25 protein-coding genes and 1 pseudogene are annotated in these 26,231 nt (G+C 61.4%); 11 read left to right on the plus strand and 15 right to left on the minus strand.

Going from position 1 to position 26,231, the window contains the following annotated elements:
* Window positions 1–89 precede the first annotated feature (89 nt).
* Complete coding sequence (locus tag J2J98_RS17785; protein ID WP_138394845.1) at window positions 90–1,013, plus strand: PhzF family phenazine biosynthesis protein; 924 nt, start codon at window positions 90–92, stop codon at window positions 1,011–1,013.
* 21 nt (window positions 1,014–1,034) lie between these two features.
* Here the strand turns inward: J2J98_RS17785 and J2J98_RS17790 are convergent, their stop codons facing one another.
* Window positions 1,035–1,199 (minus strand): hypothetical protein, encoded by a 165-nt coding sequence (locus tag J2J98_RS17790; protein ID WP_167358967.1) that lies wholly within the window; start codon window positions 1,197–1,199, stop codon window positions 1,035–1,037.
* Window positions 1,200–1,371: 172 nt separating this feature from the next.
* On the opposite strand from J2J98_RS17790, the gene J2J98_RS17795 reads away from it, so the two are divergent.
* From J2J98_RS17795 to rcdA, 3 genes are all read left to right on the plus strand, one after another.
* Window positions 1,372–2,652: an MFS transporter gene (locus J2J98_RS17795; protein WP_064712153.1), complete on the plus strand. Its 1,281-nt coding sequence runs from the start codon at window positions 1,372–1,374 to the stop codon at window positions 2,650–2,652.
* A 157-nt stretch (window positions 2,653–2,809) separates the two neighbouring features.
* Window positions 2,810–3,001, plus strand: a complete 192-nt coding sequence (locus J2J98_RS17800; RefSeq protein WP_064708784.1) for a DUF1192 domain-containing protein — start codon at window positions 2,810–2,812, stop codon at window positions 2,999–3,001.
* Window positions 3,002–3,391: 390 nt separating this feature from the next.
* Window positions 3,392–3,907: a protease adaptor protein RcdA gene (rcdA, locus tag J2J98_RS17805; RefSeq protein ID WP_064708783.1), complete on the plus strand. Its 516-nt coding sequence runs from the start codon at window positions 3,392–3,394 to the stop codon at window positions 3,905–3,907.
* Between the two features lie 133 nt (window positions 3,908–4,040).
* Here the strand turns inward: rcdA and rpmE are convergent, their stop codons facing one another.
* Window positions 4,041–4,262 carry a 50S ribosomal protein L31 gene (gene rpmE / locus J2J98_RS17810; RefSeq protein WP_003566413.1) on the minus strand — a complete coding sequence of 74 codons (222 nt, stop codon included), beginning with the start codon at window positions 4,260–4,262 and terminating at the stop codon, window positions 4,041–4,043.
* Between the two features lie 192 nt (window positions 4,263–4,454).
* Between rpmE and J2J98_RS17815 the strand changes: the two genes are divergently transcribed.
* The 5 genes and pseudogenes from J2J98_RS17815 (at window position 4,455) to J2J98_RS17835 (ending at window position 9,575) form a co-directional block, all read left to right on the plus strand.
* A complete protein-coding gene (locus J2J98_RS17815; RefSeq protein WP_207601728.1) occupies window positions 4,455–6,257 on the plus strand; it encodes an ABC transporter transmembrane domain-containing protein in 1,803 nt (600 codons plus the stop codon).
* Between the two features lie 139 nt (window positions 6,258–6,396).
* Window positions 6,397–7,389: a Bug family tripartite tricarboxylate transporter substrate binding protein gene (locus J2J98_RS17820; RefSeq protein ID WP_064708781.1), complete on the plus strand. Its 993-nt coding sequence runs from the start codon at window positions 6,397–6,399 to the stop codon at window positions 7,387–7,389.
* Between the two features lie 147 nt (window positions 7,390–7,536).
* On the plus strand, window positions 7,537–7,725 hold the full coding sequence (locus J2J98_RS17825; RefSeq protein WP_064694384.1) for a YegP family protein: 189 nt from the start codon (window positions 7,537–7,539) through the stop codon (window positions 7,723–7,725).
* 251 nt (window positions 7,726–7,976) lie between these two features.
* A complete protein-coding gene (locus J2J98_RS17830; RefSeq protein WP_207601729.1) occupies window positions 7,977–8,315 on the plus strand; it encodes a YciI family protein in 339 nt (112 codons plus the stop codon).
* Window positions 8,316–8,322: 7 nt separating this feature from the next.
* A pseudogene (locus J2J98_RS17835) lies at window positions 8,323–9,575 on the plus strand (RNA polymerase sigma factor).
* Here J2J98_RS17835 and J2J98_RS17840 read toward each other — a convergent pair.
* From J2J98_RS17840 to J2J98_RS17850, 3 genes are all read right to left on the minus strand, one after another.
* Entirely contained in the window at window positions 9,576–10,607 is a 1,032-nt protein-coding gene (locus tag J2J98_RS17840; protein ID WP_138394849.1) for a peptidoglycan -binding protein, read from the minus strand.
* A 3-nt stretch (window positions 10,608–10,610) separates the two neighbouring features.
* Window positions 10,611–11,714 (minus strand): MotA/TolQ/ExbB proton channel family protein, encoded by a 1,104-nt coding sequence (locus J2J98_RS17845; protein WP_064708777.1) that lies wholly within the window; start codon window positions 11,712–11,714, stop codon window positions 10,611–10,613.
* 111 nt (window positions 11,715–11,825) lie between these two features.
* The gene (locus tag J2J98_RS17850; protein WP_207601730.1) at window positions 11,826–12,626 is read right to left on the minus strand and encodes an inositol monophosphatase family protein; all 801 of its coding nucleotides are present in this window, start codon (window positions 12,624–12,626) and stop codon (window positions 11,826–11,828) included.
* Window positions 12,627–12,838: 212 nt separating this feature from the next.
* On the opposite strand from J2J98_RS17850, the gene J2J98_RS17855 reads away from it, so the two are divergent.
* Complete coding sequence (locus J2J98_RS17855) at window positions 12,839–13,417, plus strand: TetR/AcrR family transcriptional regulator (RefSeq protein WP_207601731.1); 579 nt, start codon at window positions 12,839–12,841, stop codon at window positions 13,415–13,417.
* 76 nt (window positions 13,418–13,493) lie between these two features.
* Window positions 13,494–14,234 carry a 3-oxoacyl-ACP reductase family protein gene (locus J2J98_RS17860; RefSeq protein ID WP_138394852.1) on the plus strand — a complete coding sequence of 247 codons (741 nt, stop codon included), beginning with the start codon at window positions 13,494–13,496 and terminating at the stop codon, window positions 14,232–14,234.
* Window positions 14,235–14,306: 72 nt separating this feature from the next.
* On the opposite strand, the gene J2J98_RS17865 is transcribed toward J2J98_RS17860, so the two are convergent.
* From J2J98_RS17865 to J2J98_RS17910, 10 genes are all read right to left on the minus strand, one after another.
* Window positions 14,307–15,404, minus strand: a complete 1,098-nt coding sequence (locus J2J98_RS17865) for a protein-glutamate methylesterase/protein-glutamine glutaminase (RefSeq protein ID WP_207601732.1) — start codon at window positions 15,402–15,404, stop codon at window positions 14,307–14,309.
* An 8-nt stretch (window positions 15,405–15,412) separates the two neighbouring features.
* A complete protein-coding gene (locus tag J2J98_RS17870) occupies window positions 15,413–16,270 on the minus strand; it encodes a CheR family methyltransferase (RefSeq protein ID WP_064708773.1) in 858 nt (285 codons plus the stop codon).
* Between the two features lie 29 nt (window positions 16,271–16,299).
* The gene (locus J2J98_RS17875; protein ID WP_171049239.1) at window positions 16,300–16,782 is read right to left on the minus strand and encodes a chemotaxis protein CheW; all 483 of its coding nucleotides are present in this window, start codon (window positions 16,780–16,782) and stop codon (window positions 16,300–16,302) included.
* A complete protein-coding gene (locus J2J98_RS17880) occupies window positions 16,779–18,596 on the minus strand; it encodes a methyl-accepting chemotaxis protein (RefSeq protein ID WP_207601733.1) in 1,818 nt (605 codons plus the stop codon). Before J2J98_RS17880 ends, J2J98_RS17875 begins: the two co-directional genes overlap by 4 nt.
* 168 nt (window positions 18,597–18,764) lie before the next feature.
* Window positions 18,765–20,690, minus strand: a complete 1,926-nt coding sequence (locus J2J98_RS17885) for a HAMP domain-containing methyl-accepting chemotaxis protein (protein ID WP_207601734.1) — start codon at window positions 20,688–20,690, stop codon at window positions 18,765–18,767.
* A 261-nt stretch (window positions 20,691–20,951) separates the two neighbouring features.
* Window positions 20,952–22,664, minus strand: a complete 1,713-nt coding sequence (locus J2J98_RS17890) for a methyl-accepting chemotaxis protein (protein WP_207601735.1) — start codon at window positions 22,662–22,664, stop codon at window positions 20,952–20,954.
* 31 nt (window positions 22,665–22,695) lie between these two features.
* Window positions 22,696–23,205, minus strand: coding sequence for a chemotaxis protein CheW (locus J2J98_RS17895; RefSeq protein WP_064708770.1), 510 nt, complete (start codon window positions 23,203–23,205; stop codon window positions 22,696–22,698).
* Window positions 23,202–25,247, minus strand: a complete 2,046-nt coding sequence (locus tag J2J98_RS17900) for a chemotaxis protein CheA (protein ID WP_207601736.1) — start codon at window positions 25,245–25,247, stop codon at window positions 23,202–23,204. Before J2J98_RS17900 ends, J2J98_RS17895 begins: the two co-directional genes overlap by 4 nt.
* Window positions 25,244–25,612 (minus strand): response regulator, encoded by a 369-nt coding sequence (locus tag J2J98_RS17905; RefSeq protein WP_207601737.1) that lies wholly within the window; start codon window positions 25,610–25,612, stop codon window positions 25,244–25,246. Before J2J98_RS17905 ends, J2J98_RS17900 begins: the two co-directional genes overlap by 4 nt.
* Complete coding sequence (locus J2J98_RS17910) at window positions 25,609–25,938, minus strand: STAS domain-containing protein (protein WP_138394857.1); 330 nt, start codon at window positions 25,936–25,938, stop codon at window positions 25,609–25,611. The genes J2J98_RS17905 and J2J98_RS17910 overlap by 4 nt, the downstream gene beginning before the upstream one ends.
* Window positions 25,939–26,231 lie beyond the last annotated feature (293 nt).

A 26,231-nucleotide genomic window follows, 5' to 3' on the forward strand; every position in this document is an offset into this window, starting at 1 on the left:
CCCTTTCTGTATTGTCTCGGCGACAAGAAACCGCTTCGCCGCACCAAAAATCGTGATTATTCATAACGGCCGCTGCTACAGGAGCCGCTATGACTACCGTCCCCTACCTCACTGTCGACGTCTTCACCACCACGCGTTTCGAGGGCAACCCGCTTGCCGTGATTTTCGATGCGCGCGGCCTCACCGATGCGGCAATGCAGAAGATCGCCACAGAATTCAACTATTCCGAAGTCACCTTCGTCCTGCCGCCGGAAGACCCCGCCAATTCCGCCCGCGTGCGCATCTTCACCCCGACGATGGAGATCCCCTTTGCCGGACATCCGAATGTCGGCACCGCCTTTGTGCTCGGCCAGCAGGCGGAGATCTTCGGTAAGCCTGTCGGCGATACACTGCGCTTCGAAGAAAGGGCCGGACTGGTCGAGGTCATTCTGGAACGCAACGAGGGAAGGGTGACGGCCGCCGCTATCCGCGCGCCGCAACCGCTGGCGATCGGCGATACCATCACGGGAGAAACTGTCGCCCGCTGCGTCTCGCTCGATCCCGGCGTCGTGGTCGCGACCACCCATGCGCCGGTCTTTGCCTCCGTCGGCCTGAACTTCGCCGTCGCTGAATTGAGCGGAGTTGAAGCACTGGCCGCCGCCCGCCCGAACCTCGCCGGCTTCCATGAAGCTGCCGGCCGTCAGACTACGAGCGGCCACGACTTCTCGCTCTTCGTCTACATTAGGGCACCTGAAAATCCCTGGAATATTCGCGCCCGCATGTTCGCGCCGCTCGATAATGTGCCCGAGGATCCCGCGACGGGCAGCGCTGCGGCAGCCCTCGGCGCCTACCTCGTTTCGCTGGCGCCGGAGGCCGATATGAACGTCCGCATCACTATCGAACAGGGCGTGGAAATGGGCCGCCGCAGCATTATCGCTCTTGATGTCACAAAATCCGGCGGGATCGTCACCGACGTTATGATCTCGGGAAGTTGCGTCTCCGTCATGCGCGGAGAAATCACCTTGCGGGACTGACAATCCCCGCGCCACCCAGGCCTACATCAGGAAGTCGCGCGACAGCAGCGCCACTGCCCAGACGCCAAAGGCGATCAACGCGATCTTCCAGAAATCGATCCTGCGTCTGAGGCCGGGAAGTCCGAGCGGCTTGATCACCTGTATCACCATGGCAAGGATGAGCAGCAAGCCTATCAGCTTTGTCATGCTTTATTTTTTCCATTTTTCAGAATGTCACAGGACGGACATTTTTCCGCGCGAACACAGGACCTCGTCAGGCCGTAAAGGCATTCCGGGGCACAATCAATCATCTTGAGGCTGGGCAGGCGCAGGTCTTGCCTTATGTCCGTTCATAATCGCTGAGACCGAGTCTGGGGAAATGAAAAGAAATCTGCTGTCCGTCGCCGCGCTGCTCTTTGGCACGCTGTTCCTTTTCATGGGCAATGGCCTGCAGGGCATCCTGCTCCCGGTGCGCGGTAATATCGAAGGTTACGCCACGACGACGCTTGGCCTGCTTGGTACCTCATGGGCCGGAGGCTTCGTCATCGGCTGCCTGGTAGCGCCGAAACTGGTGCGCCGCGTCGGCCATGTGCGCGCCTTCTCCGGCTTCATCTCGATCATCGCCATCATCGCGCTGGTGAGCGGCATTATTATCGATCCGATCTGGTGGGTGGTCCTGCGCGCGGTTACCGGTTTCTCCACTGCCGGCACGTCGATGATCATCGAAAGCTGGCTGAACGAACGTGCCAGCAACGAGAGCCGCGGCGCGATCTTTTCGCTATATATCGGCATCACCCTGATCGGCGTCGTCGCCGGCCAAATGATGATCCCGCTCGAAGACGTGCGTACGCCGGTGCTCTTCATGATCTGCGGCATCTTCTATTGCATCGCCATGCTGCCGACGACGCTGTCGACTGCGGCCTCACCGCAGCCGCTGAAGGCTGTTCGCCTCGACCTGCCTGCGCTCTATCGCAATTCGCCCGTTTCCTGCCTCGGAATCCTGCTCGTCGGCATTGCCAACGGCGCTTACGGCACGCTTGGGGCTGTCTTCGGCGCCGGTGCCGGCCTGTCCGACACCAGCATCGCCGTCATGATGAGCGCTACCATCTTCGCCGGCGCCTTGATGCAACTGCCGGCCGGCCGGCTTTCTGATCGTATCGACCGTCGCTACGTGCTCGCCGCCTTGTCGGCTATTGCCGCCTTCGCCGGCTTGCTGATCTTTCTGCTTCACCCGACATCGCCCGCCTTGCTGATTGGGCTCGTTGTCCTTTACGGCGCAGTGGCCAATACGCTCTACCCGATCGCTGTCGCTCACGCGAACGACTTCGCGGCATCGGAAGATTTCGTCAAGGTTTCCGGTGGCCTGCTGCTCCTCTACGGCATCGGCACAGTCATCGGCCCGACGCTCGGCGGCCCAGTCATGTCGGCAATCACCCCGCATGCGCTTTTCCTGGTCACAGCCGTCGCCCATGTGCTGATCACCGTTTATGCCATCATCAGAAGCCGCATCCGCGCCGCCGTCCCGGCCAGCGACCGCGACGCCTATACGACGATTCCGACCGGAACGTCGCCGATGCTGACACCGCAGAGCATGTCTCTGGCTGATCGCGGCACCGGCAAATCTCCCGAAAGCGGCGATCCTGCTGTAAAATTCGGATAAGCGTCGAGCAAAATTTCACTGCGGTTTCATCCGTGGCGCGCGAGAAACGCAAAAACTCCAGGCGAGGCTGGACTTGAGCCGGATCGGCCTAAATTCCGATTCCGTATCGCCTATTTCTTTCGGCATTGTGCTGACAGAAGCAAATGGAGGAGAACCGATGAGCTTTATCGATGACGACCGGCCGCAGAAGACACCAGCACACGAGATCGGCGCCGATCTCTCCATGCTTTCGGTGGATGAGCTGAAAGCGCGGGTGGAATTGCTGAAAACGGAAATCGCCCGGCTCGAAGCCGAAGCCGCCCGCAAAGCCTCCGGACGGCAGGCGGCTGAAAGCCTCTTCCGCTCGTAATCCGCTAAAAGCCTCCAAATACAAGACGATAGGCAGAAGACTGAACTGGTCACAAGTCTTCATTCGGCACAATGTTAATAAATTATTAAGCTTTATAAGGTATTACTATACTCATCCAGATTTTCTCTGGATCTCAGACAGTTTTCCATGCGGTGAATTGGTCTGATTTTTCTCCCTGTTTTACCTTGAGAGCCGCTTTTGCGGCTCTTCTTTTTGCTACCGCTGGCACATTTCCATGAAACTGTGGAGATTAACCTTTTCTTAAGAAACGGCTTGCGCATTTGCGCTAATGATACCATCTTAAAGCCATAAAGACCGGACGCGGAAACTTTTCCGTCAACACCGGCGTTACCTGACCATAAGTAGCTGCGTGCAACAGGGACTATTGCGATGTCGGAAGTTGGATTGAACACGATCAGTTTTGCGGGCCGCGCGGCTGCATCCTCACAGTTCAAGGCACTTTATGCCGAAGGCATGTCGCTTGTCGAAGAGACCGCCGCCTATCTCGATGGCCAAGGCCGCGCAGCTTCCAAGGTTCTGCCGCGCATGGCGTCGGTCCTCTACGCCGCGGAATCGATGCGGCTGACCACTCGCCTTATGCAGATGGCCTCGTGGCTGCTGCTGCAGCGCGCCGTCAACAACGGCGAAATGTCGCGCGACCAGGTTTTGGCCGAGAAGAACAAAGTCCGCCTTGACGGCTTCAACGTCGACCGCGCCGCGCCGGGCTGGGCTGATCTGCCGGAATCCTTCCGGGATCTCGTCGAGCGCTCCCTGCGGCTGCAGAACCGCGTCGCCCTGCTCGATCGCGAAATCTATCGACCGGCCGAAGCCGTGATCGTTCATGACAATCAAAACAGCGTCCAGGCGCAGCTTTCCCTGCTGCAGACGGCCTTCGGCAACAACTGAGCGGATCTTAGAACTTCCATTGAACCGGCTGCGCAGTGTGCGGCCGGTTTTTTGTTGCCACTGCACGCGCCCTGCAAACGCAAAAAGCCCGGCAGAACCGGGCTCCTTGCGCAATCTTGTCAAGCAAAAGCGATTAGAGGCCGAGGCCGCCGAAACGCTTGTTGAACTTGGAAACGCGGCCACCGCGGTCCATAAGCTGCTGGTTGCCGCCCGTCCAGGCCGGATGCGACTTGGAATCGATTTCGAGGTTCATGACAGCGCCTTCCGAACCCCAGGTCGAGCGGGTTTCGTATTCGGTGCCATCGGTCATGACTACCTTGATCATGTGATAGTCGGGATGGATGCCTGCCTTCATAACAATCTTCCTGCGATACCGGAGTTCAATTTGCCGCATGCAGTTGCGGCCACCGAACCGATTGAATAAATGAAGCCGCAGTCGTGATGGCTACGGCTTCCCATTAGGATGCGGTGCCTATACATGAAGGACGTCGGGATAACAAGAGCCAACAGGCCGCATTAGCGGGTCCTGCAGGCGATCGGAGACGATTTGGCAGAACAGGCACGGGCTGAGGAAAACAGAAGGCGGTCGCTGCGGCCGCTCGGCAGGCTGACGCCTTACGTGATGCGTTATCGCGGCCTAGTGGCCGGAGCGCTGATTTCACTGGCGCTTGCCGCAGTCACCTCGCTGGCGCTGCCGCTTGCCGTGCGCCGCATGATCGATCACGGCTTCACCCGGTCCGACGGGAGCTTCATCAACAGCTACTTCGCCATGCTGATGGTCATGGCCGTCGTCCTCGCGATCGCGAGCGCCTTGCGTTATTATTTCGTCATTACCATCGGCGAACGCATCGTCGCCGATCTTCGCCGCGACGTCTTTAACCATGTGACGCGGCTGTCGCCCTCCTTCTTCGACGTCAATCAGTCCGGCGAGATCGTCTCGCGTCTGACCGCCGATACCACGCAGATCAAGTCCGCCGTCGGCGCCACAGCCTCTGTGGCGCTCAGGAACCTTATTCTCTGTCTCGGCGCCATGGGCATGATGGTCGTCACCTCACCCAAACTCTCGAGCCTCGTTATCGGAGCGATCCCACTGATCGTCTTCCCGCTCGTCGCCTTCGGCCGCTCGGTGCGAAGGCGTTCCCGCGCCGCTCAGGATACGCTTGCCGAAGCGTCCGCCTTCGCCAACGAGACGATCGCCGCGACGCGTACGGTACAGGCCTTCAACGGCGAGGATGCCGCGGCGGCGCGATACGGCGGCGCCGTCGAATCCGCCTATGAAGCCGCGCGCGCGGCCATCCGCTCGCGCGCGCTGCTGACGGGCATCGCCATCACGCTGATCTTCGGCAGCGTCGTCGCCGTGCTCTGGGTCGGCGCTCACGGCGTGCTTGCCGGTACGCTGTCCGCCGGCACGCTCGGCCAGTTCCTGCTCTACGCTGTCATCTCCGCGGGGTCGCTCGGCGCGCTGTCGGAGGTTTGGGGCGAACTCTCGCAGGCCGCCGGCGCCGCCGATCGGCTGACCGAGCTTCTTGACGAGGCGTCACCGATCGTCGCCCCCGCCAGCCCCGAGGCTCTCCCGTCGCCCAGCCGTGGCCGCGTCGAGTTTTCCGGCGTGCATTTCGCCTATCCCTCGCACCCCGGCAAATCGGCCCTGCATGGCTTGAACTTTGCGGTTGCCCCAGGCGAAACCGTCGCCATCGTCGGCCCCTCAGGCGCCGGAAAGAGCACCGTCTTTTCGCTGCTGCTGCGCTTCTATGATCCGCAGCAGGGCAGCGTGACGATTGACGGTGTCGACGCCCGGCTGGCGACACCTGACGAGTTGCGCCAGCGCATCGCCATCGTGCCGCAGGATGTCACCATCTTCGCCGCATCGATCCATGACAACATCGCCTTCGGTCGCCCCGACGCATCGCGTGAGGAAGTCCGCGCCGCAGCGCTTGCCGCCCAAGCCGACGAATTCATCGCCCGACTGGAGAACGGCTATGAGACTGAGGTGGGCGAACGCGGCGTCACCCTCTCCGGCGGCCAGCGACAACGCATCGCCATTGCCCGCGCCATTCTGAAGAACGCGCCGGTGCTGCTGCTCGACGAGGCGACCTCCGCGCTTGACGCCGAAAGCGAGACGCTCGTGCAGAAGGCGCTCGACGGCCTGGTGGATGGCCGCACGACACTCGTCATTGCCCATCGCCTGGCAACCGTGCTGAAAGCTGACCGCATCCTCGTCATGGATGAGGGACGCGTCGTCGAGGAAGGCACGCATCAAAGTCTGATCCGCCACGGCGGCATCTATGCGCGCCTCGCCCGGCTGCAATTCGACGCCGCCAACCAGGATGTGCTTGCCGCCGTGAGATAGCCAGCAGGCGCTACTAGTCGCACCGCAACTAAAGTCTGATTCCGTTGCGCCTCGCCGCGGTTGCCTTTCCGGCCTCCCGCGCTACCCTCTTCATGCCCCTGGGTGGGATTCCTGTTGAAATCGTGGGAGGAGATTAGGAATGGTGCTTTCCAACATGACACGACGCACGGGCCTCGCGCTCGCTCTAGGCCTGTCTGTAATGCTGGGGCTTGGCCAGTCTGCCGTTGCTGCGGATTTTCCCGAGCGCGCGATAACCATGGTCGTGCCCTTTGCCGCCGGCGGCTCGACCGATGTCGTCGCGCGTATCGTCGCGCAGAAAATGTCAGAGGATCTCGGCCAGCAGGTGATCGTCCAGAACGTCGCCGGCGCCGGCGGCAATCTCGGTGCCGGCAACGTCGCGCGCGCTGAGCCTGATGGCTACACCATTCTGATGGGCACGGTAGCGACCCACGCCCTCAACCCGCTGATCCTCAAATCGACCCCCTATGATCCGGAAAAGGATTTTGCGCCGGTTTCACTGCTCGTCGTCGTGCCGAACGTGCTGGTGGTCAATCCGGAATTGCCGGCAAAGACGGTGCAGGAGCTGATCGCGCTCTTGAAAGCCGAGCCGGATAAATACAGTTACGCCTCGTCGGGCAACGGCACGCCGCTGCATCTTTCCGGCGAACTTTTCAAGTCCATGGCTGGCGTCAGCATGCAGCACATCCCCTATAAGGGCGCGGGGCCGGCATTGAACGACGTCATCGGCAACCAGGTGCCGATCATGTTTGATAACCTGCCCTCATCGTCCAGCCATATCAAGGCGGGCACGCTGAGGGCGCTGGCGGTGACGACGGCCGAGCGCGCGCCCTCTTTCCCCGATGTGCCGACAGTCGCGGAGTCCGGCATTCCAGGCTACGAGACCTATACTTGGAACGCGCTCTTCGCTCCGGCAAAGACGCCGAGCGAGGTGGTGATGCGCCTCAACGCCTCGGCCAAAAAGGCGCTCGCCGACCCCGCAGTTGCCGAACGCATGAAGGAGTTCAGCGCCACCATCGTCGGCTCGCCACCCGAGGAACTTGCAGCCCATGTCAAGGCTGAGCTCGCCAAATGGGGGCCGGTCGTCAAGGGAGCAAACATCCAGATGGAGTGATGCGGAGGCATTTGTCGGGGTATCTCACGTGGACCCGCCCATTGGGTGCAAGGCAACTCAATTGTCATTAAGGCAGTGGAAAAGCTCGCCATTTTGATCTAGCTTCCGCAACGCTGATGGTGCAATTCAGCGTTTCGGGAGACATCCATGTATAAATTCGAAGTCTACAAGGATAAATCAGGCGAATTCCGTTTCCGCTTCAAGGCATCGAACGGGGAAACCATGTTCAGTTCCGAGGGTTACAAGGCGAAGGCGTCCGCACTGAATGCCATCGAATCCATCAAGAAGAATACCTCCGGCGCCGAAATCGTCGACCAGACGAAGGCCGAAGCCTGAGCGGCACGGCATGGGCGGCGTCAATGCCGCCCTGCTTTTTCGCGCCCTTGCGCGGCGCTGGTGTTTTGAGACCGGCTCACCTGCTTGGATTGCAGGCGTTGTTTTCTTTCTCAACTATTTTTTCAAAACCATGTCGAAACGCCCGGCCGTCGCGCCTCATTGTCTCGGAACGGCTGAGCCGCTCTACCAGGCATTACGGTCTTCCGTCGGCCCGCCTGGAACAAAGCCAACAACGAGATCAGGAGTTTTCCATGCAATTCGCTCTCATTATTCGCGAAGCCGCCGAGGATTTCGCTCGACGCGGCGATCCGGCTTATCGAGATGGCTGGGTGGCCTATAGCAAAGCGCTCGCCCAAGCGGGGATCATGACCGGCGGCGCCGGCCTGACAGCCCCCGAGACCGGCACGATCGTGCGCCGCAAAGGTGAGGACCACGATGTCCAGGGCGGTCCCTATCCGGAAGGCAAGGAACAGCTCGGCGGCTTCTATCTGATCGAGGTCCCCGACATCGACACCGCACTCGAATGGGCGACCCGTGTTCCAATCTCCGACAAGGGTTCGGTCGAGGTGCGCCCACGCCTGCAGATGTGAGGCGGCAATGCCGCCCGATGCCGGACGCGCCGCCGAACAGGTGGCGCGACACTCCTATGGCAAGCTGATCGCCTTTCTCGCCGCCCGCTCGCGCGATGTGCCGGCAGCAGAAGACGCATTGTCGGAAGCGCTGGCTTCGGCCCTGCGCGTCTGGCCGGAGCGCGGCATTCCTGCCAATCCCGAAGCCTGGCTGCTGGTTGCCGCCCGCCGCAACCTGATGCAGGCGGCCCGCCGCCGAACTGTCGAGGCCAATGCACAAACGACGATATCGATCGCCCTCGACGAAGCGGAGGAACGGATGAACGAGGCCGGCAATTCCGTTTTTTCCGATGAACGGCTGAAGCTGCTCTTCGCCTGCACCCATCCCGCCATCGACAGTTCCGTGCATACGGCGCTGATGCTTCAGACGATTCTCGGCATCGAAGCAAGGACCATCGCACGCGCCTTCGTCGTTTCGGCGCGGAAGCGATGAGCCAGCGGCTGGTGCGGGCCAAGGTGAAGATCCGTGATGCGGGCATTCCGTTCACCATACCGCCTTGGCCCGCGCTGCCTGGGCGGCTTGCCGCCGTGCTTTCGGCGATCTACGCCGCCTATGGCCTCGGATGGGACGGCCTCGATGGCGAGGAAGCACACCATTCACTTGCCGGCGAAGCGATCTGGCTCGGGCGGACGCTTCTGGCTGTGCTGCCGGATGAGCCGGAAGCGATCGGCCTTCTCTCGCTTATGCTTCACTGCGAAGCCCGCCGCAGTGCCCGTCGTGACGGCAACGGTCGATATGTGCCGCTGGACGAGCAGGATCCGGCCGGCTGGAATGCCATGATGATCGCGGAAGCCGACTCGCTACTGAGCAAGGCCGGCGCCCTAAACCGTTTCGGCCCCTACCAGTGCCAGGCGGCGATACAATCGGTGCATGCGGCGCGGCGCCTCTCGGGGACAACCAACTGGCAAGCGCTGACGACGCTTTACGCCGCGCTGCTGAGGATGAAGCCGACGCTCGGCGCACGCGTCGCCCAAGCGGCGGTGATCGGCAGAGCTTCAAGCCCGGCCGAAGGCTTGGACCTGCTCGACAGGATCGATCCATGTGCCATCGCGGCCTATCAGCCCTATTGGGCCGTACTGGCCTTTCTTCTCGCAAGCGCCGGCGACGATGCCGCAGCGGCCGATGCCTACATGACCGCGATGGGCCTCAGCGACAGCCCTGCGGTGCGCGCCTTTCTCGCCGAGCGGCTGAAGCAGGCACGCCAGGCAAAGTCGAGCTGATCATTTCTCGGTCAGCTTCAGTTCGATGCGGCGGTTCGTGGATCGTGCGTCCAGCGAATCACCCGGTGCGATCGGCTGAAATTCGCCGAAGCCGGCCGCAACGAGCCGATCGGCTGGCACGCCACGCCCGATCAGGAACTTGACCACGGAAATCGCGCGCTCTGAGGACAGTTCCCAGTTGTCGCGATAGCGGCCGGTTCCCGCAAGCGGCACATTGTCGGTATGGCCGTCGACCCGCAGCACCCAGTTGATCTCCGGCGGAATTTCCTTGGCGAGGTCGAGAAGGGCGGCGGCAAGCTTCGCCATCTCCGTTTGCCCTTCCGGATTGAGATCCGCGCCGCCCGAGGGAAATAGCACCTCCGACTGGAAGACAAAGCGGTCGCCGACGATACGAATATTTTCACGATCCGAAAGGATCTCGCGCAGGCGGCCGAAGAAGTCGGAGCGGTAGCGGTTCAGCTCCTGCACGCGTGCGGCAAGCGCCACGTTGAGGCGGCTGCCGAGATCGGCGATCTTGGTTTGTGAGACCCGGTCCTTTTCCTCCGATGCCTGAAGGGCTGCCTCGACGGCGGCGATCTGACTGCGAAGCGCGGCGATCTGCTGGTTCAAGAGTTCGACCTGGTTGAGCGCCCGCTCACTCACCTGCTTCTGCTCGTCGAGTTCCTGCGTCATCGAACCGATCCGCTTCTGCGCCGCATCCTGGCCGCCGGCGCCGGCATTCAGCAGCGTCTGCAGCCGCGAACGCTCGCCTTCGGCAGTAGCAAGCGATGCCTGCAGATTGGCAATCGAATCCTGAAGATCCTGATTGCTGCCCTTTTCGAGCGCGAGCAGCTGCGTCAACTCGTTGATCTGGCTGTTGAGGCGATTGAGCACCTCATCGCGCCCGGTGATCTCCCGGCTGAGGATGAACTGCCCGACGACGAAGACCGTCAGCAGGAACATGATCGCGATGAGCAGCGTCGACAGCGCATCGACGAAGCCCGGCCAGTAATCCACCGTGCGTTCGCGGCGGCGGTTGCGGGCAAGTGCCATGGCCTACTTGCCCTCGCTCTTTTCTGTCTGGCTCATGCGGTCGCGCTGGCGCTCGGTCCGGTCGCCGCCCCGCTCCTGCAGACCGATGCGCTCGGCCAGCCGGTCGAGCGTGCGGCGCATTGCTTTCGCCTCGTCCTGCTGCGCTTCGATCCAGTCGCGCAGCATCTGCTGCTCGTTGCGCATATTCTTGACGAGACCCTGAATACCTTCGGCAAGGCTTGCCATGGCGGCGACAGAGCGTTGGTTGCCGACACCGCCCTCTTCGGAGACCTTGCGCAGATACTCGGAGAGAGCGCGCATGTCGTCCGAGGAAGACCCGGCAACGGCCTCGAGCGCTGGCGCCAGATCGGAGCCGACATCGGTAACCGAGGAGAGCCAGTTTTCCAGCTCCATGTAGAAGCGATTCTGCGCGCGGCCGGCCTGCAGGTCGAGGAAACCGAGAATGAGCGAACCGGAAAGACCGAGCAGCGAGGAGGAGAAGGCCTGGCCCATGCCCGAAAGCGGCATGGAAAGTCCCTCCTTCAGCGCCGAGAGCACGTCTCCCGTGCCGTTCGAGCCGGCATCGAGCGACTGGATGACGGTGCTGATCGAACCGATCGTGCCGATGAGGCCCCAGAAGGTGCCGAGCAGGCCGAGGAAGACCAGGAGGCCGATCAGGTAGCGCGAAACGTCACGCGATTCGTCGAGGCGGGTGGCGATCGAATCGAGGATCGAGCGCAAAGCGGTGGTCGACAGCGCCACAGACGCTGTGCGGCTGCCGATCAGCGCCCGCATCGGCGCAAGCAGCCGGGGATTGCGGTTGACCTTGTCCGCGCTGCCGGCAGCGCGGAAGGAGTTGAACCAGCGCACTTCGGGGCGAAGCGCCAGCACGTGATTGAAAACAAGGATGATCCCGACTGCAAGAACGCCGAGGATCAGGCCGTTGAGGCCCGGATTGTGCATGAAGGCGGTCTGCGTCTGCCGAAAGAGGATCGCGGCAATGAACCCGACGATGACGAGGAAAAGCAGCATCGTCCAGAGGAAGGGCATGGGGCTCGAGAGCCTGTAGGTATAACCGCCGGCCGTCTTTTCGGTGGAGCCGATCTCCGCCACATTCACATTTTCCATAGGTTCAGCAGCCTCCGAACTCATTGCTGGCGGAGACTAGAGCAACATTGTGCCGAATTGAAGTATGCCGGGGCGAAAACCGTGACTTTACAACAGCCGGTTTTTCCCAGGTCACTTGGCGGGGATCGGCCGCTTGATCACCTCGATCAGCGCCTTGTGAATGTGCTCGTTGCCGGCGACGATCGCACCCCCTTCCAGAATGCCCGCTCCACCGTCCCAATCGGTGGCGAAGCCGCCGGCTTCGCGGATCAGCAGGATGCCGGCTGCCATGTCCCAGGGCGCAAGCTCCGCCTCCCAGAAACCGTCGAAACGTCCTGCGGCGACATGGGCAAGATCGAGCGTCGGCGAGCCCAGGCGGCGGATGCCCGCCACTTCGCCCATCACGTGGCGAAGTTCCACCAGGAACTTGCCGTGATTGCGCTTGCCGAGCGCAGGCATGCCGCAACCTATGACGCAATCCGACAGCACGCGGCGCCCAGCCACGCGCAGGCGCCGGTCATTGAGGAAAGCGCCGCCGCCGCGCTCGGCGGTATAGAGCTCGTCGGTCGCCGGATTGAAGACGACGGCGGCAACGATCTCGCCGTTGCGCTCAAGCGCAATCGAGACAGCGAAGGCCGGGATGCCGTGCAGGAAGTTCGTCGTCCCGTCGAGCGGGTCGACGATCCAGCGATGCGCGCCGTCCGTGCCCTTGATCTCCTCGCCTTCCTCGCCGAGGAAGCCGTAGGTCGGACGCGCCTTCATCAGCTCTTCCCTGACTATCTTCTCGGCCTTGCGGTCGGCGGCGGAAACAAAATCACCCGGTCCCTTCACCGAAACCTGAAGGTTCTGCACTTCGCCGAAATCACGCGCCAGCGATTTTCCTGCCTTGAGAGCGGCCTGAACCATGACATTGAGAAGAGCTGAACGGGCCATCGGCGCATTTTCCTTGGGACTGATACGGGACGCGCTCTGCCAGGGGCGGGAAATGTCCCTGAACATGCATGACAGGCAGCGCTGCAAAGATTGGCGGCCTCAAGACCACAAAATCGCGGAAATTTCAAGGGGAGGCACGCATGGCGCCGCGCCTCGTCGGAAACCATCAATCTATTCTGGACAGATCAATCCAGAAATGCTAGTTGCTGATCATGGCACGACACAAGGAATTCGATCGCGACAACGCGCTGCATGCCGCCATCGGGGTGTTTTCCGAGCACGGGTATGAGGGCACCTCCACCGACGAACTGCTGAGAGCGATGAAGATCAGCCGGCAAAGCATGTACGACACTTTCGGTGACAAGCGCGGCCTCTATCTCGAAGCGTTGGAACGCTACAATGCCGACAGCATCGGCAAGATCGTCGCTGACCTTCGCCTTCCCGGCCAACCGATTAAGGCGCTGGAAGGCGCCCTTGTCGCTTTCGCTTCCCGTCCTGCAGCCGAGGCGAAGCGCGGCTGCCTCGGCGTCAGCGCCATTTGCGAATTCGGCCGCACCGACGCAGAGATCGGGGCTCTTACCGACAGCGCCGGCCGCGCACTGCATTCCGCCCTGGAAATCCTTCTCAAGCAGGCTCGTAGCGCGGGAGAACTTGCGTACGACATCCAGATCTCCGATGCCATTCATTTTCTCGGCGCTACGCTATCGGGCATGAAAATCAGTGCCCGCAACGGTGCCTCACCAGAGATACTGCGCCGCATTGCCCGCTTGGCGGTCAGGAGTCTTCGCTGAAGAAAGGGATATCGCCAACAAAAATCTTTTCGCGCTCTATTATAGACTAAACGATCCAAAAAGAAAGGAAACGCATATGTCCCAATCGCTCTCCGGCAAGATCGCCCTCGTCACCGGTGGATCACGCGGCATCGGCGCCGCCATCGTGCGAAGACTTGCTGCCGATGGCGCCGCGGTCGCTTTCACTTACTCCAGTTCCGAAGCGAGGGCGAAGGCGGTCGTCGAGGAACTGGAAACAGCCGGCGGAAGGGTGCTGTCGATCCATGCTGACAGCGCCGATGCACAGGCTGTGAGGGACGCTGTCTCGCTGACCGTCAACCGCTTCGGTGGTCTGGACATTCTCGTCAGCAATGCGGGCATTCTAATCCGCAATCCGCTCGACGACTACTCGCTAGAGGATTTCGACCGCATGTTCGCGGTCAATGTCCGCGCTGTCTTCGTCGGCGTCCAGGCAGCGGCAAGACATATGAAAGAGGGCGGCCGCGTCATCACCATAGGCAGCGTCACGGCTGAGCGCAGCGGCTTTCCGACATCGGCGGTCTACAGCATGACAAAGGGCGCCATTGCGTCGATGACCCGCGGACTTGCCCGCGATCTCGGGCCGCGCGGCATCACCGTCAACAATATCCAGCCCGGCCCGACAGTTACCGAAATGAACCCTAATGAGGAAGATCATGAGCGCCTCAAGCCGCTGATGGCGCTAGGCCGCCTGGGCGAGGATCGGGAGATCGCAGGTCTCGCCGCTTATCTCGCCAGCGAGGAAGCCGGCTTCGTCACCGGCGCCAGCCTGACGATCGATGGTGGTTATCTCGCCTGACGCGCACGCGTAAGGATTAATGTCCCGGCGGCCTCCCCTGATACCGCCGGCCTTGCTCGATTGAAACAGGTATCAGAACTTCTGCTGCGTGATCAGCACTTCGCGGGCGATCTGATCGAGCGGCAGAATGCGGTCGACCCCTCCCCTGGCGATCGCCTCCTTCGGCATGCCGAATACAACGGAACTTGCCTCGTCCTGCGCCACCGTGTAGGCGCCCGTCTCATGCATCTCCAGCATGCCACGCGCACCGTCGTCGCCCATGCCCGTCATGATGATCCCCATGGCGTTCGAGCCGGCCGAACGCGCCGCCGAACGGAAGAGCACATCGACGGAAGGCCGGTGGCGCGAGACCAGCGGCCCTGTCTTCACGCTTACATAATAACGCGCGCCCTGACGTTCGAGCAGCATGTGCTTGTCACCGGGCGCGATCAGCACATGGCCGCGCAGCACTGGATCGCCGTCGACGGCTTCCTTGACCTCGACCTCGCAAAGCCCGTTCAGGCGCTTGGCGAAGGCCGCGGTGAATTTCTCCGGCATATGCTGGACGATCACCACGCCCGGTGCATTGGCCGGCAGTTCCTCGAGAAATTCGCGCAGTGCTTCGGTGCCGCCGGTGGAGGCGCCGACGCAGACGACCATCTCCGTCGTCTTCGCCATGGCTCGACCCGTCGGCGGTGGCAGCATGGCATCCGCCGTTAGTTTCTTGGCTGGGCCCTCGGCGGAAGCCGAGCGGATGGTTCCGGCGGCGCGGCGCACGGTGGAAAGCCGCGCATGCGAAGCGCTCTTGACGACTTCGCGAATGCGTATCGCATCATCGGCCAAGCCGTCGGCTGCCCCGATCTTTGATTTGAGAATGACGTCGACGGCACCAGCCTCCAGCGCCTGGATCAGCGTTTCCGAGCCCGCTTCCGTCAGCGACGAACACATTACCACTGGGATCGGCCGCTGCGACATCAGCTTGCGCAGGAAAGTGATGCCGTCCATACGAGGCATCTCCACGTCGAGGGTGATGACGTCGGGAATCTCCTCCTGCAGCCTCCGCGCCGCCACGAAAGGATCGGGTGCCACCCCCATGATCTCGATATCGGGATCCTGCTCCAGCACATGGGCCAGTGTCTGCCGGACGCTGGCGGAATCGTCGATGATGAGAACGCGGATTTTCTTGCGCATGAATGCCTCTAGATACGCTGAAACACCGTGTTCGAAACCTGCTTGAGCGGCAGATCGAAGCCGGTGATCGATTCGGAATGACCGATGAACATATAGCCGCCTTTCGCCAAGCAATCACAGAGACGGCTGAGCACACCCGCCTGAGTTTGCTTGTCGAAGTAGATGAGTACGTTGCGGCAGAAGATGACGTTCATCGGATCGCCGATCGGATACTTGTCGTCCATCAGATTCATGCGGGCAAAGCCGATCCTGCTGCGCAGTTTGGGCGTGATACGCACTTCCCGCCGATCCGGTTGCTTGGCTTTCAGCACATATTTGCGCTGCAGGTCGCGCGGCACGGGCGCAATCAGATCTTCCGGATAGATGCCGCGGCGCGCCGTCTGCAACACATCTGTGGAAAGGTCGGTCGCCAGCACGCTGTAGGAGACATCGTTGCGGCCTTCCGTGAACTCTGCCAGCACCATCGCCATCGTATAGGGTTCGGCTCCGGTCGAGCACGCCGAGCTCCAGGCGCGGATGGTCCGCACGCCGCTGTTGACGATTGCCGGCAGTGCGACGCTCTGCAGGTAGTCGAAATGCTTTGCTTCGCGGAAGAAATCGGTTTTGTTCGTCGTCACCACGTCAATCAGGTAGACAGTTTCCTGGGCGAGGCCGTCGTGATTGAACAGGAAGTCGCAATAATCGTCGAAGGTCGAATGGTTGGTGGCGCGAAGGCGGCGTCTCAGCCGCCCTTCGAGCATCGTCAGTTTGGTCGGCGGCATCTTGATGCCGCTATAGTCGTAGATGAACCGGGCAAGCTTTTCGAAATTCCGCTTGCTGATCCGGTCGCCCGGCAATTGGGTTTCCACCGCTGCTGCCATACTCATGGAACGCATTACTCCGGGTTGACGCGCGGTCATGCCGCCGATTGCAGTGCAGAAGCATCCTCGCGCGACAAGAGACGTGCGAGATCGATGATGACGACAAAGCCGTTTTCACGGCGAACGACGCCGGCGATATAGTCCGAGCGCCAGCGCACGCCGATGTCAGGCGCCGCCTCGATCTGGTCACGCCGGAACGGTGTAACCTCGAAGACGCGGTCGGCGACGAGGCCGAGCGTTAGCAGCCGGCTTTCCATCGGCACGTCGAGCACGAGCACCCGCGTATGTGGCGTCGGCACCGTCTTCGTCATGCCAAGCTTCAATCGAAGATCGATGGTCGGCACGCCCTGCCCGCGCACATCACGCAGACCGAGCAGATAGTCGGGACCATTCGGAATTTTGAAGGCTTCCGCATAGTCGAGGATCTCCCGCACGACCTCGACCGGCACAGCAAAAATTTCCTCGCCGAGGCTGAAGGTCACGAATTGCGCTTCCAGAGATGTCGTTGCCATGATCATGCACTTTCCTTGAATTCGGCGTCACCATCATCGGGACCGCCCATGGAGAGATCGAGAGCGAAACCTTTCACCCGCGCCTGCTGGCCGGCGACACTGCTGGCCGCCGGTTTCTTGATCGCCGGCTTGCGGGCGGCGCTGGGAGCCGGGCTGCGGGCCGTCATATTGACGGCCGGCGCGCGTGACAGGCGGTTGCCTGCCGTATCGACCCTGAAGAAGGCAATCGAGGTCTGCAGTTCTTCCGCCTGGGAGGCAAGTTCTTCCGAGGTCGCCGACATCTGTTCGGAGGCGCCGGCATTCTGCTGAGTCACCTTGTCGAGCTGTTGGATCGCCTCGTTGATCTGAGCCGCACCGACATCCTGCTCGCGGCAGGCCGCGCTGATTTCGGCAACGAGTTCCGCCGTCTTGCGGATGTCGGGCACCAGGCGGCCGAGCATGTCACCGGCTTCCTGCGCGGCCTTGACCGTATCGCCTGACATGGCGCTGATTTCGGCCGCGGCCGACTGGCTGCGTTCGGCAAGCTTGCGCACTTCCGACGCGACCACTGCAAAGCCCTTGCCGTGTTCGCCGGCACGCGCCGCCTCCACAGCGGCATTGAGAGCGAGAAGGTCCGTCTGACGAGCGATTTCCTGAACGATGCTGATCTTCTCGGCAATAGTCCGCATCGCCTGCACGGCGCGCGTCACCGCATCACCGCTCGCTTCCGCGTCCTTGGCCGACTGCCGTGCGATCTTCTCCGTTTGTGCGGCATTGTCGGCGTTCTGCTTGATATTGGCGGCCATCTCCTCCATCGAGGCCGACGCCTCTTCGGCCGAAGCCGCTTGTTCGCTGGCACCCTGAGATACCTGCTCGGAACTTGCCGAAAGCTGCTGACTGCCGGCGGAAACATTCTCAGCGGCCGAGATGGCATCGGCGACGACGCCGCGCAGCCGCTCGACCATCTGTTCGAGCGCAATGCCGAGCGTATCCTTCTCTGAAAGGGGCTTCGGGGACACCATGAGGTCGCCGTTCGAAATCTGGTTGGCGATCGTCGCGGTGTTGCGCAGATTTGCCGTCATCCTGCTCATCGAATCGACGAGATCGCGGATTTCGTCATTGCTCTTATGCTCTATCTTCTGCTCGAGATCCCCGATGCTGACCGCGTCGGCGAGGTTGACGGCGCGCTTCAGGCCGCGGGAGATGTTAAGCAGGATCCAGATCGCGGCCGCCGACGAGACAAAGATCAAACCAATCGTCATCATGACAAGCAGATTACGCGAGTGGGCATACTGCTCGTTGGTGGCCGCATCCGTTTCCGCGAGATTGGCTGTCACGGTGTCGTTCAGCTTGGTGAGAATACCGAGCAGCTGGGCCGTCGCCTGCTGCCCTTCGCCCATCGAAATGACGCCGGCTTGAGCATTGGATTCCGTCGTATTCTCGGTGGCGAGACCGGCGATGCGATCCTGCAACGTGGTCCATTTACTATAGAGATCACCGAACTCGGCCATCTCCTTCTTGATCTCCGCATCGTTCGAGGCGGCAAGACGGCCCTGCAGTGTCTTGATGACTTCGTGCTGTTGCGCAATCTCCTCGACATAGCCTGTAATCTTGACCGGATCCGTATTGATGATCGCGTCCTTTTCGGCGCGGATAGAGCGCATGACGGCATCGGAAAGATCGCCCGAATCGCGCAGGTTGGCGACCGGACCGGCGACCATGATCGATATCTCACTGTTCAACGACGAAAGATTATAGATCGCAAGACCGGCCATGCCGCACGTGAGTAGCACGATGAAACCGAACACCAAGCTTAGTTTGAGTTTGATTGTGAAGCGCATTTCAAGCCCTCGTTAGTACCGCAGCGGGTATTCCGCGAAATCGCACATAGTGCCGTCGTGAAAACGCTTCATGCGTTGCCGGCAGGGCCGGCATGACCAAGTGCGTCCATGCACCGGTTCGATGCTGGGGCCGCTGTCGCCGCGCCCCAATCCTGTGTCCGAAGAGCGCTACGCGCTCTCGCGGAATTCTTCGTCCGCCATATCCGGTCCGCCCATCGACATGTCGAGAGCAAACCCCTTCGCACGAGCCTGTTGGGCGGCCACGCTACCGGCAGCCGGTTTCTTGGCCGCAGGCTTGCGCGCAGCGGTGGGAGCTGCACCCCGTACCGTCATCTTGACGGCCGGCGCGCGGGACTGGCGGTTGCCAGCCATGTCAACCTTGAAGAAGGCGATCGACGTCTGCAGTTCTTCCGCCTGCGCGGCGAGCTCCTCGGAAGTTGCAGACATCTGTTCGGAGGCGCCGGCGTTCTGCTGCGTGACCTTGTCGAGCTGCTGGATCGCCTCGTTGATCTGGGCCGCACCGATATCCTGTTCACGGCAGGCAGCACTGATCTCGGAAACGAGTTCCGCCGTCTTGCGGATGTCGGGCACTAGGCGACCCAGCATTTCGCCGGCCTCCTGAGCGGCTGTCACGGTATCGCTCGACATGGCGCTGATTTCGGCTGCGGCCGACTGGCTGCGTTCGGCAAGCTTGCGCACTTCCGATGCGACCACCGCAAAACCCTTGCCGTGTTCACCGGCGCGTGCCGCTTCCACAGCCGCATTAAGAGCGAGCAGATCAGTCTGGCGGGCGATTTCCTGGACGATGCCGATCTTCTGGGCGATCGTGCGCATGGCGTCGACGGCGCGCGTCACCGCTTCGCCGCTGGCTTCCGCATCCTTGGCCGACTGACGGGCTATCTTTTCCGTCTGAGCGGCATTGTCGGCATTCTGCTTGATGTTCGAGGCCATCTCTTCCATCGAGGCCGACGCCTCTTCGGCCGACGCGGCCTGCTCGGTGGCGCCTTGCGACACCTGTTCGGAACTTGCCGAAAGCTCCTGGCTGCCGGCCGAAACATTTTCGGCCGCCGAAATCGCGTCTGCGACCACGCCGCGCAACCGCTCGACCATCTGCTCCAGGGCAAGGCCAAGCGCATCCTTGTCGGAGAGCGGCTTCGGAGACACGGTCAGATCGCCGTTTGCGATCTGGTTGGCTATCCCGGCCGTGGTCCGGAGATTGGCGATCATGCTCTGCATCGCAATCCCGAGCGTGTCCTTGTCCGAGAGCGGCTTGGCATCAGTGGTCAGGTCGCCCATGGCGATCTGGTTAGCAAGCGCGGCGGTCGCACGCAGATTGGCGGTCATCGTGTTGACCGTATCGAGGAGATCCTTGATCTCGTCATTCGTCCTGATGTCGACCTTCTGATTGAGATCACCGATTGCCACGGCATTTGCGACGCTGGTGATCTTCCTCAGGCCGTTGTTGATGCCGAACGTGATCCACAAGGCGGCGCCGAGCGCCAGGAGCACAGCGATTCCAGATGCCGTGGTGAGGATGAGCTTCGTCGAACTATAGAGATCGGTGTTGGCCTGATCGGTCGCCTGCATGCCCTTGCGCTGGATCTCGGTCAGGGAGGCAATCGCACCGGCCATCTCGTCGGTCATCACCCTGAGATCGCCGAGTGAAAGCGCCAGCGCGCCCGATTTGTCGCCCCTTTCGTCGAGTTGCTGCAGTTCGGTCGACTTCTCACTAAATTTTTCTCCGATCGTCCGCAGCTTCTCCCAATGAGGCTTGCCCTCCGGCGAGGCGATGGCAAGCCCGGCGTCAACGGTGTCGAACAGCGTCTGCAGGTTCTGGTCGGCTTCCTTATAGAAGCCGGCTGCGGTCTCGTGATCGGTCGAAAGCAGCGCGTTCTTCTGAGCGCGGATCGCATTGACTTCGGCGATATTGGCATTCAGCGCCAGCTCCAGGCGGCGCACCGGCCCATCGATCATATTGCCGCTCGCCTCGTTCAAGGTGCCGAGGCTCAGGCTTCCGTAAACCGCGATGCCGATCAAAAGCAGCGTTATGACTGCAAAGGCAAGGCCTAGTTTGAGCTTAATGGTGAAACGCATGTGATACCCCGTGCCAAAACGATTGGATAGAAAGACGTTCCGATCCAGGGAACGCCGAACTTCAGAATGATTTGTCTGAAAGAGGGAAAGCGACTGCATTCACTTCCCGGCAGCCGAACATCTGTCGGTCGCAGCGTCAACGCCTACACGCGTTGGGGAGATTTCGGCCTCGGGCCACCGGAGCGGCCCGAGGGATCAAATGAGGGCGAAGGCGTTCACTGCCTCGCCGGGAAACGCTATGCGCTCTCCCCCGGAAAGCGCCTACGCGCTTTCCCGAAAATCGTCGTCGCTGGCATCCGGACCGCCCATCGACATATCGAGAGCAAAGCCCTTGAGACGCTGCTGCTGAGCCGCAACCGTCTGGCCACGGCCGCCCTGGCTTTGGGCCTGCTGGGCAGGCTTGCGGGCAACGGTCGGAGCCTTGACCACCTTGGCCGGACCTTTTGCCGGCGACTTCTGGGCGCCGGAACCCGCTCTGCCTGCCGTATCGACCTTGAAGAAGGCGATCGACGTCTGCAGTTCTTCCGCCTGGGAGGCGAGCTCCTCGGAAGTTGCAGACATCTGTTCGGAGGCGCCGGCGTTCTGCTGCGTGACCTTGTCGAGTTGCTGGATCGCCTCGTTGATCTGGGCCGCACCGATATCCTGTTCGCGGCAGGCGGCGCTGATCTCGGAAACGAGTTCCGCCGTCTTGCGGATATCGGGCACTAGGCGGCCGAGCATCTCGCCGGCATCGGCAGCGGCCTTGACGGTATCGCTGGACATCGAGCTGATTTCGGCCGCGGCCGACTGGCTGCGCTCGGCAAGCTTGCGCACTTCCGATGCGACCACTGCAAAACCCTTGCCGTGCTCGCCGGCGCGTGCCGCTTCCACAGCGGCATTGAGGGCAAGCAGATCCGTCTGACGCGCGATTTCCTGGACGATGCTGATCTTCTGCGCGATCGTGCGCATGGCGTCGACCGCGCGCGTCACCGCCTCGCCGCTGGCTTCCGCATCCTTGGCCGACTGACGGGCTATCTTTTCCGTCTGGGCGGCATTGTCGGCATTCTGCTTGATGTTGGCGGCCATCTCCTCCATCGAGGCGGAAGCCTCTTCGGCCGAAGCCGCCTGCTCCGAGGCGCCCTGCGACACCTGCTCGGAGCTTGCCGAGAGCTGCTGGCTGCCCGACGAGACGTTTTCGGCGGCCGATATCGCGTCGGCGACCACGCCGCGCAGGCGTTCGATCATGATGTTGACGTTGCCCAGGAGTTCGCCGATTTCATCATGGCTGGTGATATCGGCCATTTTCGTCAGGTCGCCTTCAGACACTTCACGCACCACGGTATTGGCGCGGCTGAGGCCTTTGCTGATCGTGCTGGCGATCCAGAAGGCGGTAATCGCGGCAATCAGCAGTGCAACGGCAGCGACGGCGATCATCGTCGTGCGCGTCGTCGCATACTGCGCGTCGGCATCGGCGTCGGCGGCCTTCATGCGCTGCTTTTCAAGCGCCAGGATCTCGGCGAGCGTCGAGTCGATATTGTTGACGGCAGCCCGCGCCGTCGTAATGGAGACAGTGTTTGCACCTTCAGCATTGCCCACCTTCAGGTAGTCACGGATTTGATCGTCGGCTGCGTTGAAGGACTTCGAAAATTCGGCGATACGAGCCCAGCGCGCCTTGCCTTCTTCCGTCGCAAGCGTCAGCACCTGATTGAAGGCGTCACTGAAGTCCTTGCGGGCCTGATTGCCCTTGTCGATCGCCGCGGCCGATTCATCGGCGCTACGGGCATTGAGCAGGTTCTTCTGCTGGCGGATGGCTTCGAGTTGCGCGATGTTGATCTGCTGCGCAAGGTCGAGGCGGGCCGCCGGGCCGGCAAGAAGATTGCCGATCGTATCGTTCAGTGATCCGAGGCTGAAAATGCCATAAACGGCAGTGCCCAATAACATGAGAATAATAAAGGTGAACGCCGTCACCAGTTTCGTCTTGATTGTCAGTCTCATCGTCCCAAACCCCTCTTGGATTCATCCGCCTTCAGTTGACGGCCCCCGCCGCGTCATGTCGCGATGAAAAAATCGCCTGCAGATTCGGGAGAATGATGAACTCTCCACCCCTCTTCACCAGGCAGTTGATGTAGTCGGCGCGCCAGCGCATGCCGACGCTCGGTGGCGCCTCGCTCGCGTTTTTTGTCAGCGTCGTCACCTCGTTCACCTTGTCGGTTCTGAGACCGACGAGCGTCGGCTCACCCTGCAGGTCGATCTCGATGACGATGAAGCGGCTGTCGATCGTCGCCTCCGCCGCCTCCATCCCGAAGGCGAGACGCAGGTCGGCGAGCGGAATGACCTTGCCGCGGAAGTTGATGACGCTGGCGACGAAGGGCTGGCTGCCCGGCACCGCGGTCTCCGGAAGCAGGTCCAGGATTTCCTGGACGATGACCGCCTCCAGCGCAAAGGTCTCGCCGTTGAGATCGAAGGTCAGGACCTCGACCTCCTCGGCATAGTTCCAATGATTGTCGAAACGTTCGACCGTTGCTGCTGCTCTCATCCTGCTACCCGCAATTGCGCCTCCTGTTGCTGACCCGCGGCAACCAGATGCCCGACGTCGAGAATGAGGGCGACGCTGCCGTCGCCGAGAATGGTGGCGCCCGAAAAAGTCGCCACGTCATTGTGGAGTTTCGACATCGACTTGATGACCGTCTGGTGATCGCCAATGATCTGGTCGACGACGAGGCCAACCCGCTCGGTTCCGGTCGAGATGACCACGACCTTCTGGTGCACATCGGGTTTAGTGCCGGTGCGGAATAGATCACGCAGGCGCAGGAACGGCACCAGACTGTCACGCAGCGAGATGAAGCTGCGGCCGCGTGAGCGGAGATCTTCCTCGAGCGATAGTTCGAGGCATTCCTCGACCGCCGAGAGCGGAATGACGTAGCGGCCCGAGCCGACACGCACCAGCAGTCCGTCGATGATGGCTAGCGTCAGCGGGATGCGCAGCGATACTTCCGAGCCCTGACCCGGCACGCTGACGATATCAATCGCGCCGCGAAGCGCCTCGACCGTCTTCTTGACGACGTCCATACCGACGCCCCGGCCGGAGAGATTGGTGATCGCCGCAGCCGTCGAAAAGCCGGGAGCGAAGATCAACTGCAGCAACTCTTGGTCCGAAAGCGGCTGGCCGGGCAGAATGAGACCGGAGGATTCCGCCTTGGCCCGAACCCGTTCACGATTAATGCCGCGGCCATCGTCCTTGATCGAGATGATCACCTCCCCGCCGGCCTGGCGGGCCGAAAGCGTCACCGTGCCGGCTTCGGTCTTGCCGGCGGCAAGGCGGTCGTCAGGTGTCTCGAGACCATGATCGATCGAGTTGCGCACCAGATGCACCAGCGGATCGGCCAGGCGCTCGATCACCGTCTTGTCGACTTCGGTCGTCTCGCCCTCCGTCACCAGCTCGATCACCTTCCCAGTTTCACGTGCGAGGTCGTGGACAAGTCGACGGAAGCGGGAGAAGAGGGTCGCGACCGGCACCATGCGCAGCACCATCATCGTGTCGCGCAATTCGCCGGAAAGACGTTCGATTTCTTCCGATACGGAGCGCAACGCAATGTCGGTGCTGGCGCCGGCGAGCTGGCTGAGGCGCGATTGCGCAATGACGAGCTCACCGACGCGGTCCATCAGTTCGTCCAGACGCTCAGCCGGGACCCGCACGTTCTCGGCAGCCTTCGCCTGGCTGGCGGCGACGGGCGCCTCACGCTTGACGGGAACCGCTTCCACGGGACGGAATTCCGGCACGGCAGCAGCCGGCACAGGCGCCGGCGATACGGAGGCGGCAGCGAGGCGCGCCGGCCCTGCTTCAGCCGGAGCGGCTGCTATCGCCACTGTGCCGTCGATCTCATCAACGCTGAGTTCCATGTCGTCGAGCACGAAGATGAAGACGTCGTCGATCGCCGAACGGTCCTGCTCGCTGGTCAGCGTCACATCCCAGGAAACGTAGAGTTCCGTCGGAGTGAGCGCGTCGAGCGGTGGAATGGCCGAAGTATTGGCGCGCACGGTGCATTCGCCGAGATCACGCAACTCGTCCAGCAAACCCAGCGGATTGGTACCGTTGGCCATTGAACTGGCCGGCAGGCTGAAGCGGATGCGCCAGCTGTTCTTCCCCGATGTATTTTGCACGGGCGCTGTGACAGCGGCTGCCGCCGTGGCGGGCGTCGCAGTCTTGCCGCCGACGGCAGCCTGCAGCTGCGCCAGCAGCTTATGCCCGGTGTCGCCGTGATCGGCGTCGGGCTGTTCGACGAGGGCACGCATATGATCCTGGGCGGCGAGAACGGCGGCGACGAGTTCGCTGGTCGCCGCGACCTCGCCCTTCCGGACGCGGTCGAAGGCGGTTTCGCAATGATGGGTGAAGGCGGCGAGCGCCTCGAAACCGAACATCGCGCCCGATCCCTTGAGCGTGTGAAGCCCACGGAATACCGCGTCGACGAGATCCTTATTGTCGAGCTGGTGCGTGAGGTCGAGAAGTCCGGCCTCGATCGCTTCGAGGCATTCGGCAGCTTCCATGCGGAATACGGCGACGGGATCGAGGGCGCTCATCTTCCTAAGACCTTTTTCACGATCTTCACGAGATTTTCCGGGTCGAACGGCTTGGTCAGCCAGCCAGTCGCGCCTGCAGCCTTCGCACGCGCCTTGAGATCGGCGTCAGATTCCGTCGTTAGAAAGATAATCGGAACACCGGCCTGCGCTGGCAGCTTGCGCAGTTCCTCGATCATCGTCAGCCCGTCCATAACCGGCATGTTGAGATCGGTTACGATCAAATCGAAGCTGCCGCTTTTGGCCGCCATGAGGCCTTCCGCCCCGTTCACCGCTTCGGTAACGCTAAAACCGGCATTGGTGAGCGTGACCTTGGTGGTCAGGCGGATGCTGGCGGAATCGTCTACGGTCAGGATGTTGGCACTCATAACATCACCTCTTTATGCAACCAGAACTTTAAGTCTTCCTGATCGAAGGATTCGATAAAGCCGCCGCGCTCAAGTACCTTCAGAACAGAGCCGCTGGCGGGGGAAGAAAGCCTGAACGTCTTTCCCTCAGATTTTGCTTGGCGGCGGGCCGCCTCCACAAGTTGGATGAAACTGAGATCAGCTTCAGCGCCATCAGAGATGCTGACGACAATTTCGTCTTTACTACGAAATTCAGCGCTAAGCTTGGAATGCAATTCCAACACATGGCGGATGCTTAGCATGTCCGGCAAATTTATAGATTCACAATATTGACTCTGAGTATCCAATGCAGCCCCCTCGGCCCGAGAAATACTTGTGACCCTAAGAGGACTCTCACGACAGCGTTAATGCAGCGTAAACAGCGGTTGTAGAAAACTGCCGTGTAGCGGATTCCGCGACTCCCAATTCTCATCCGGAATAAGTTGTATCTTTCTCTCAAAATTTAGAAACAATAGAGTAAAAACAGAGTCTTAAATGGTCTCTATTGACCCAGAACTGCGCCGGGCGCCTCGATCACACCTTTCATTAATCACAACGCACGCGAGTCTGTTGCGTTTACCGGACATTTCCATCCTGCCCG

It is taken from the genome of Rhizobium bangladeshense (assembly GCF_017357245.1).
In the GTDB taxonomy this organism is placed as follows: Bacteria; Pseudomonadota; Alphaproteobacteria; order Rhizobiales; family Rhizobiaceae; genus Rhizobium; species Rhizobium bangladeshense.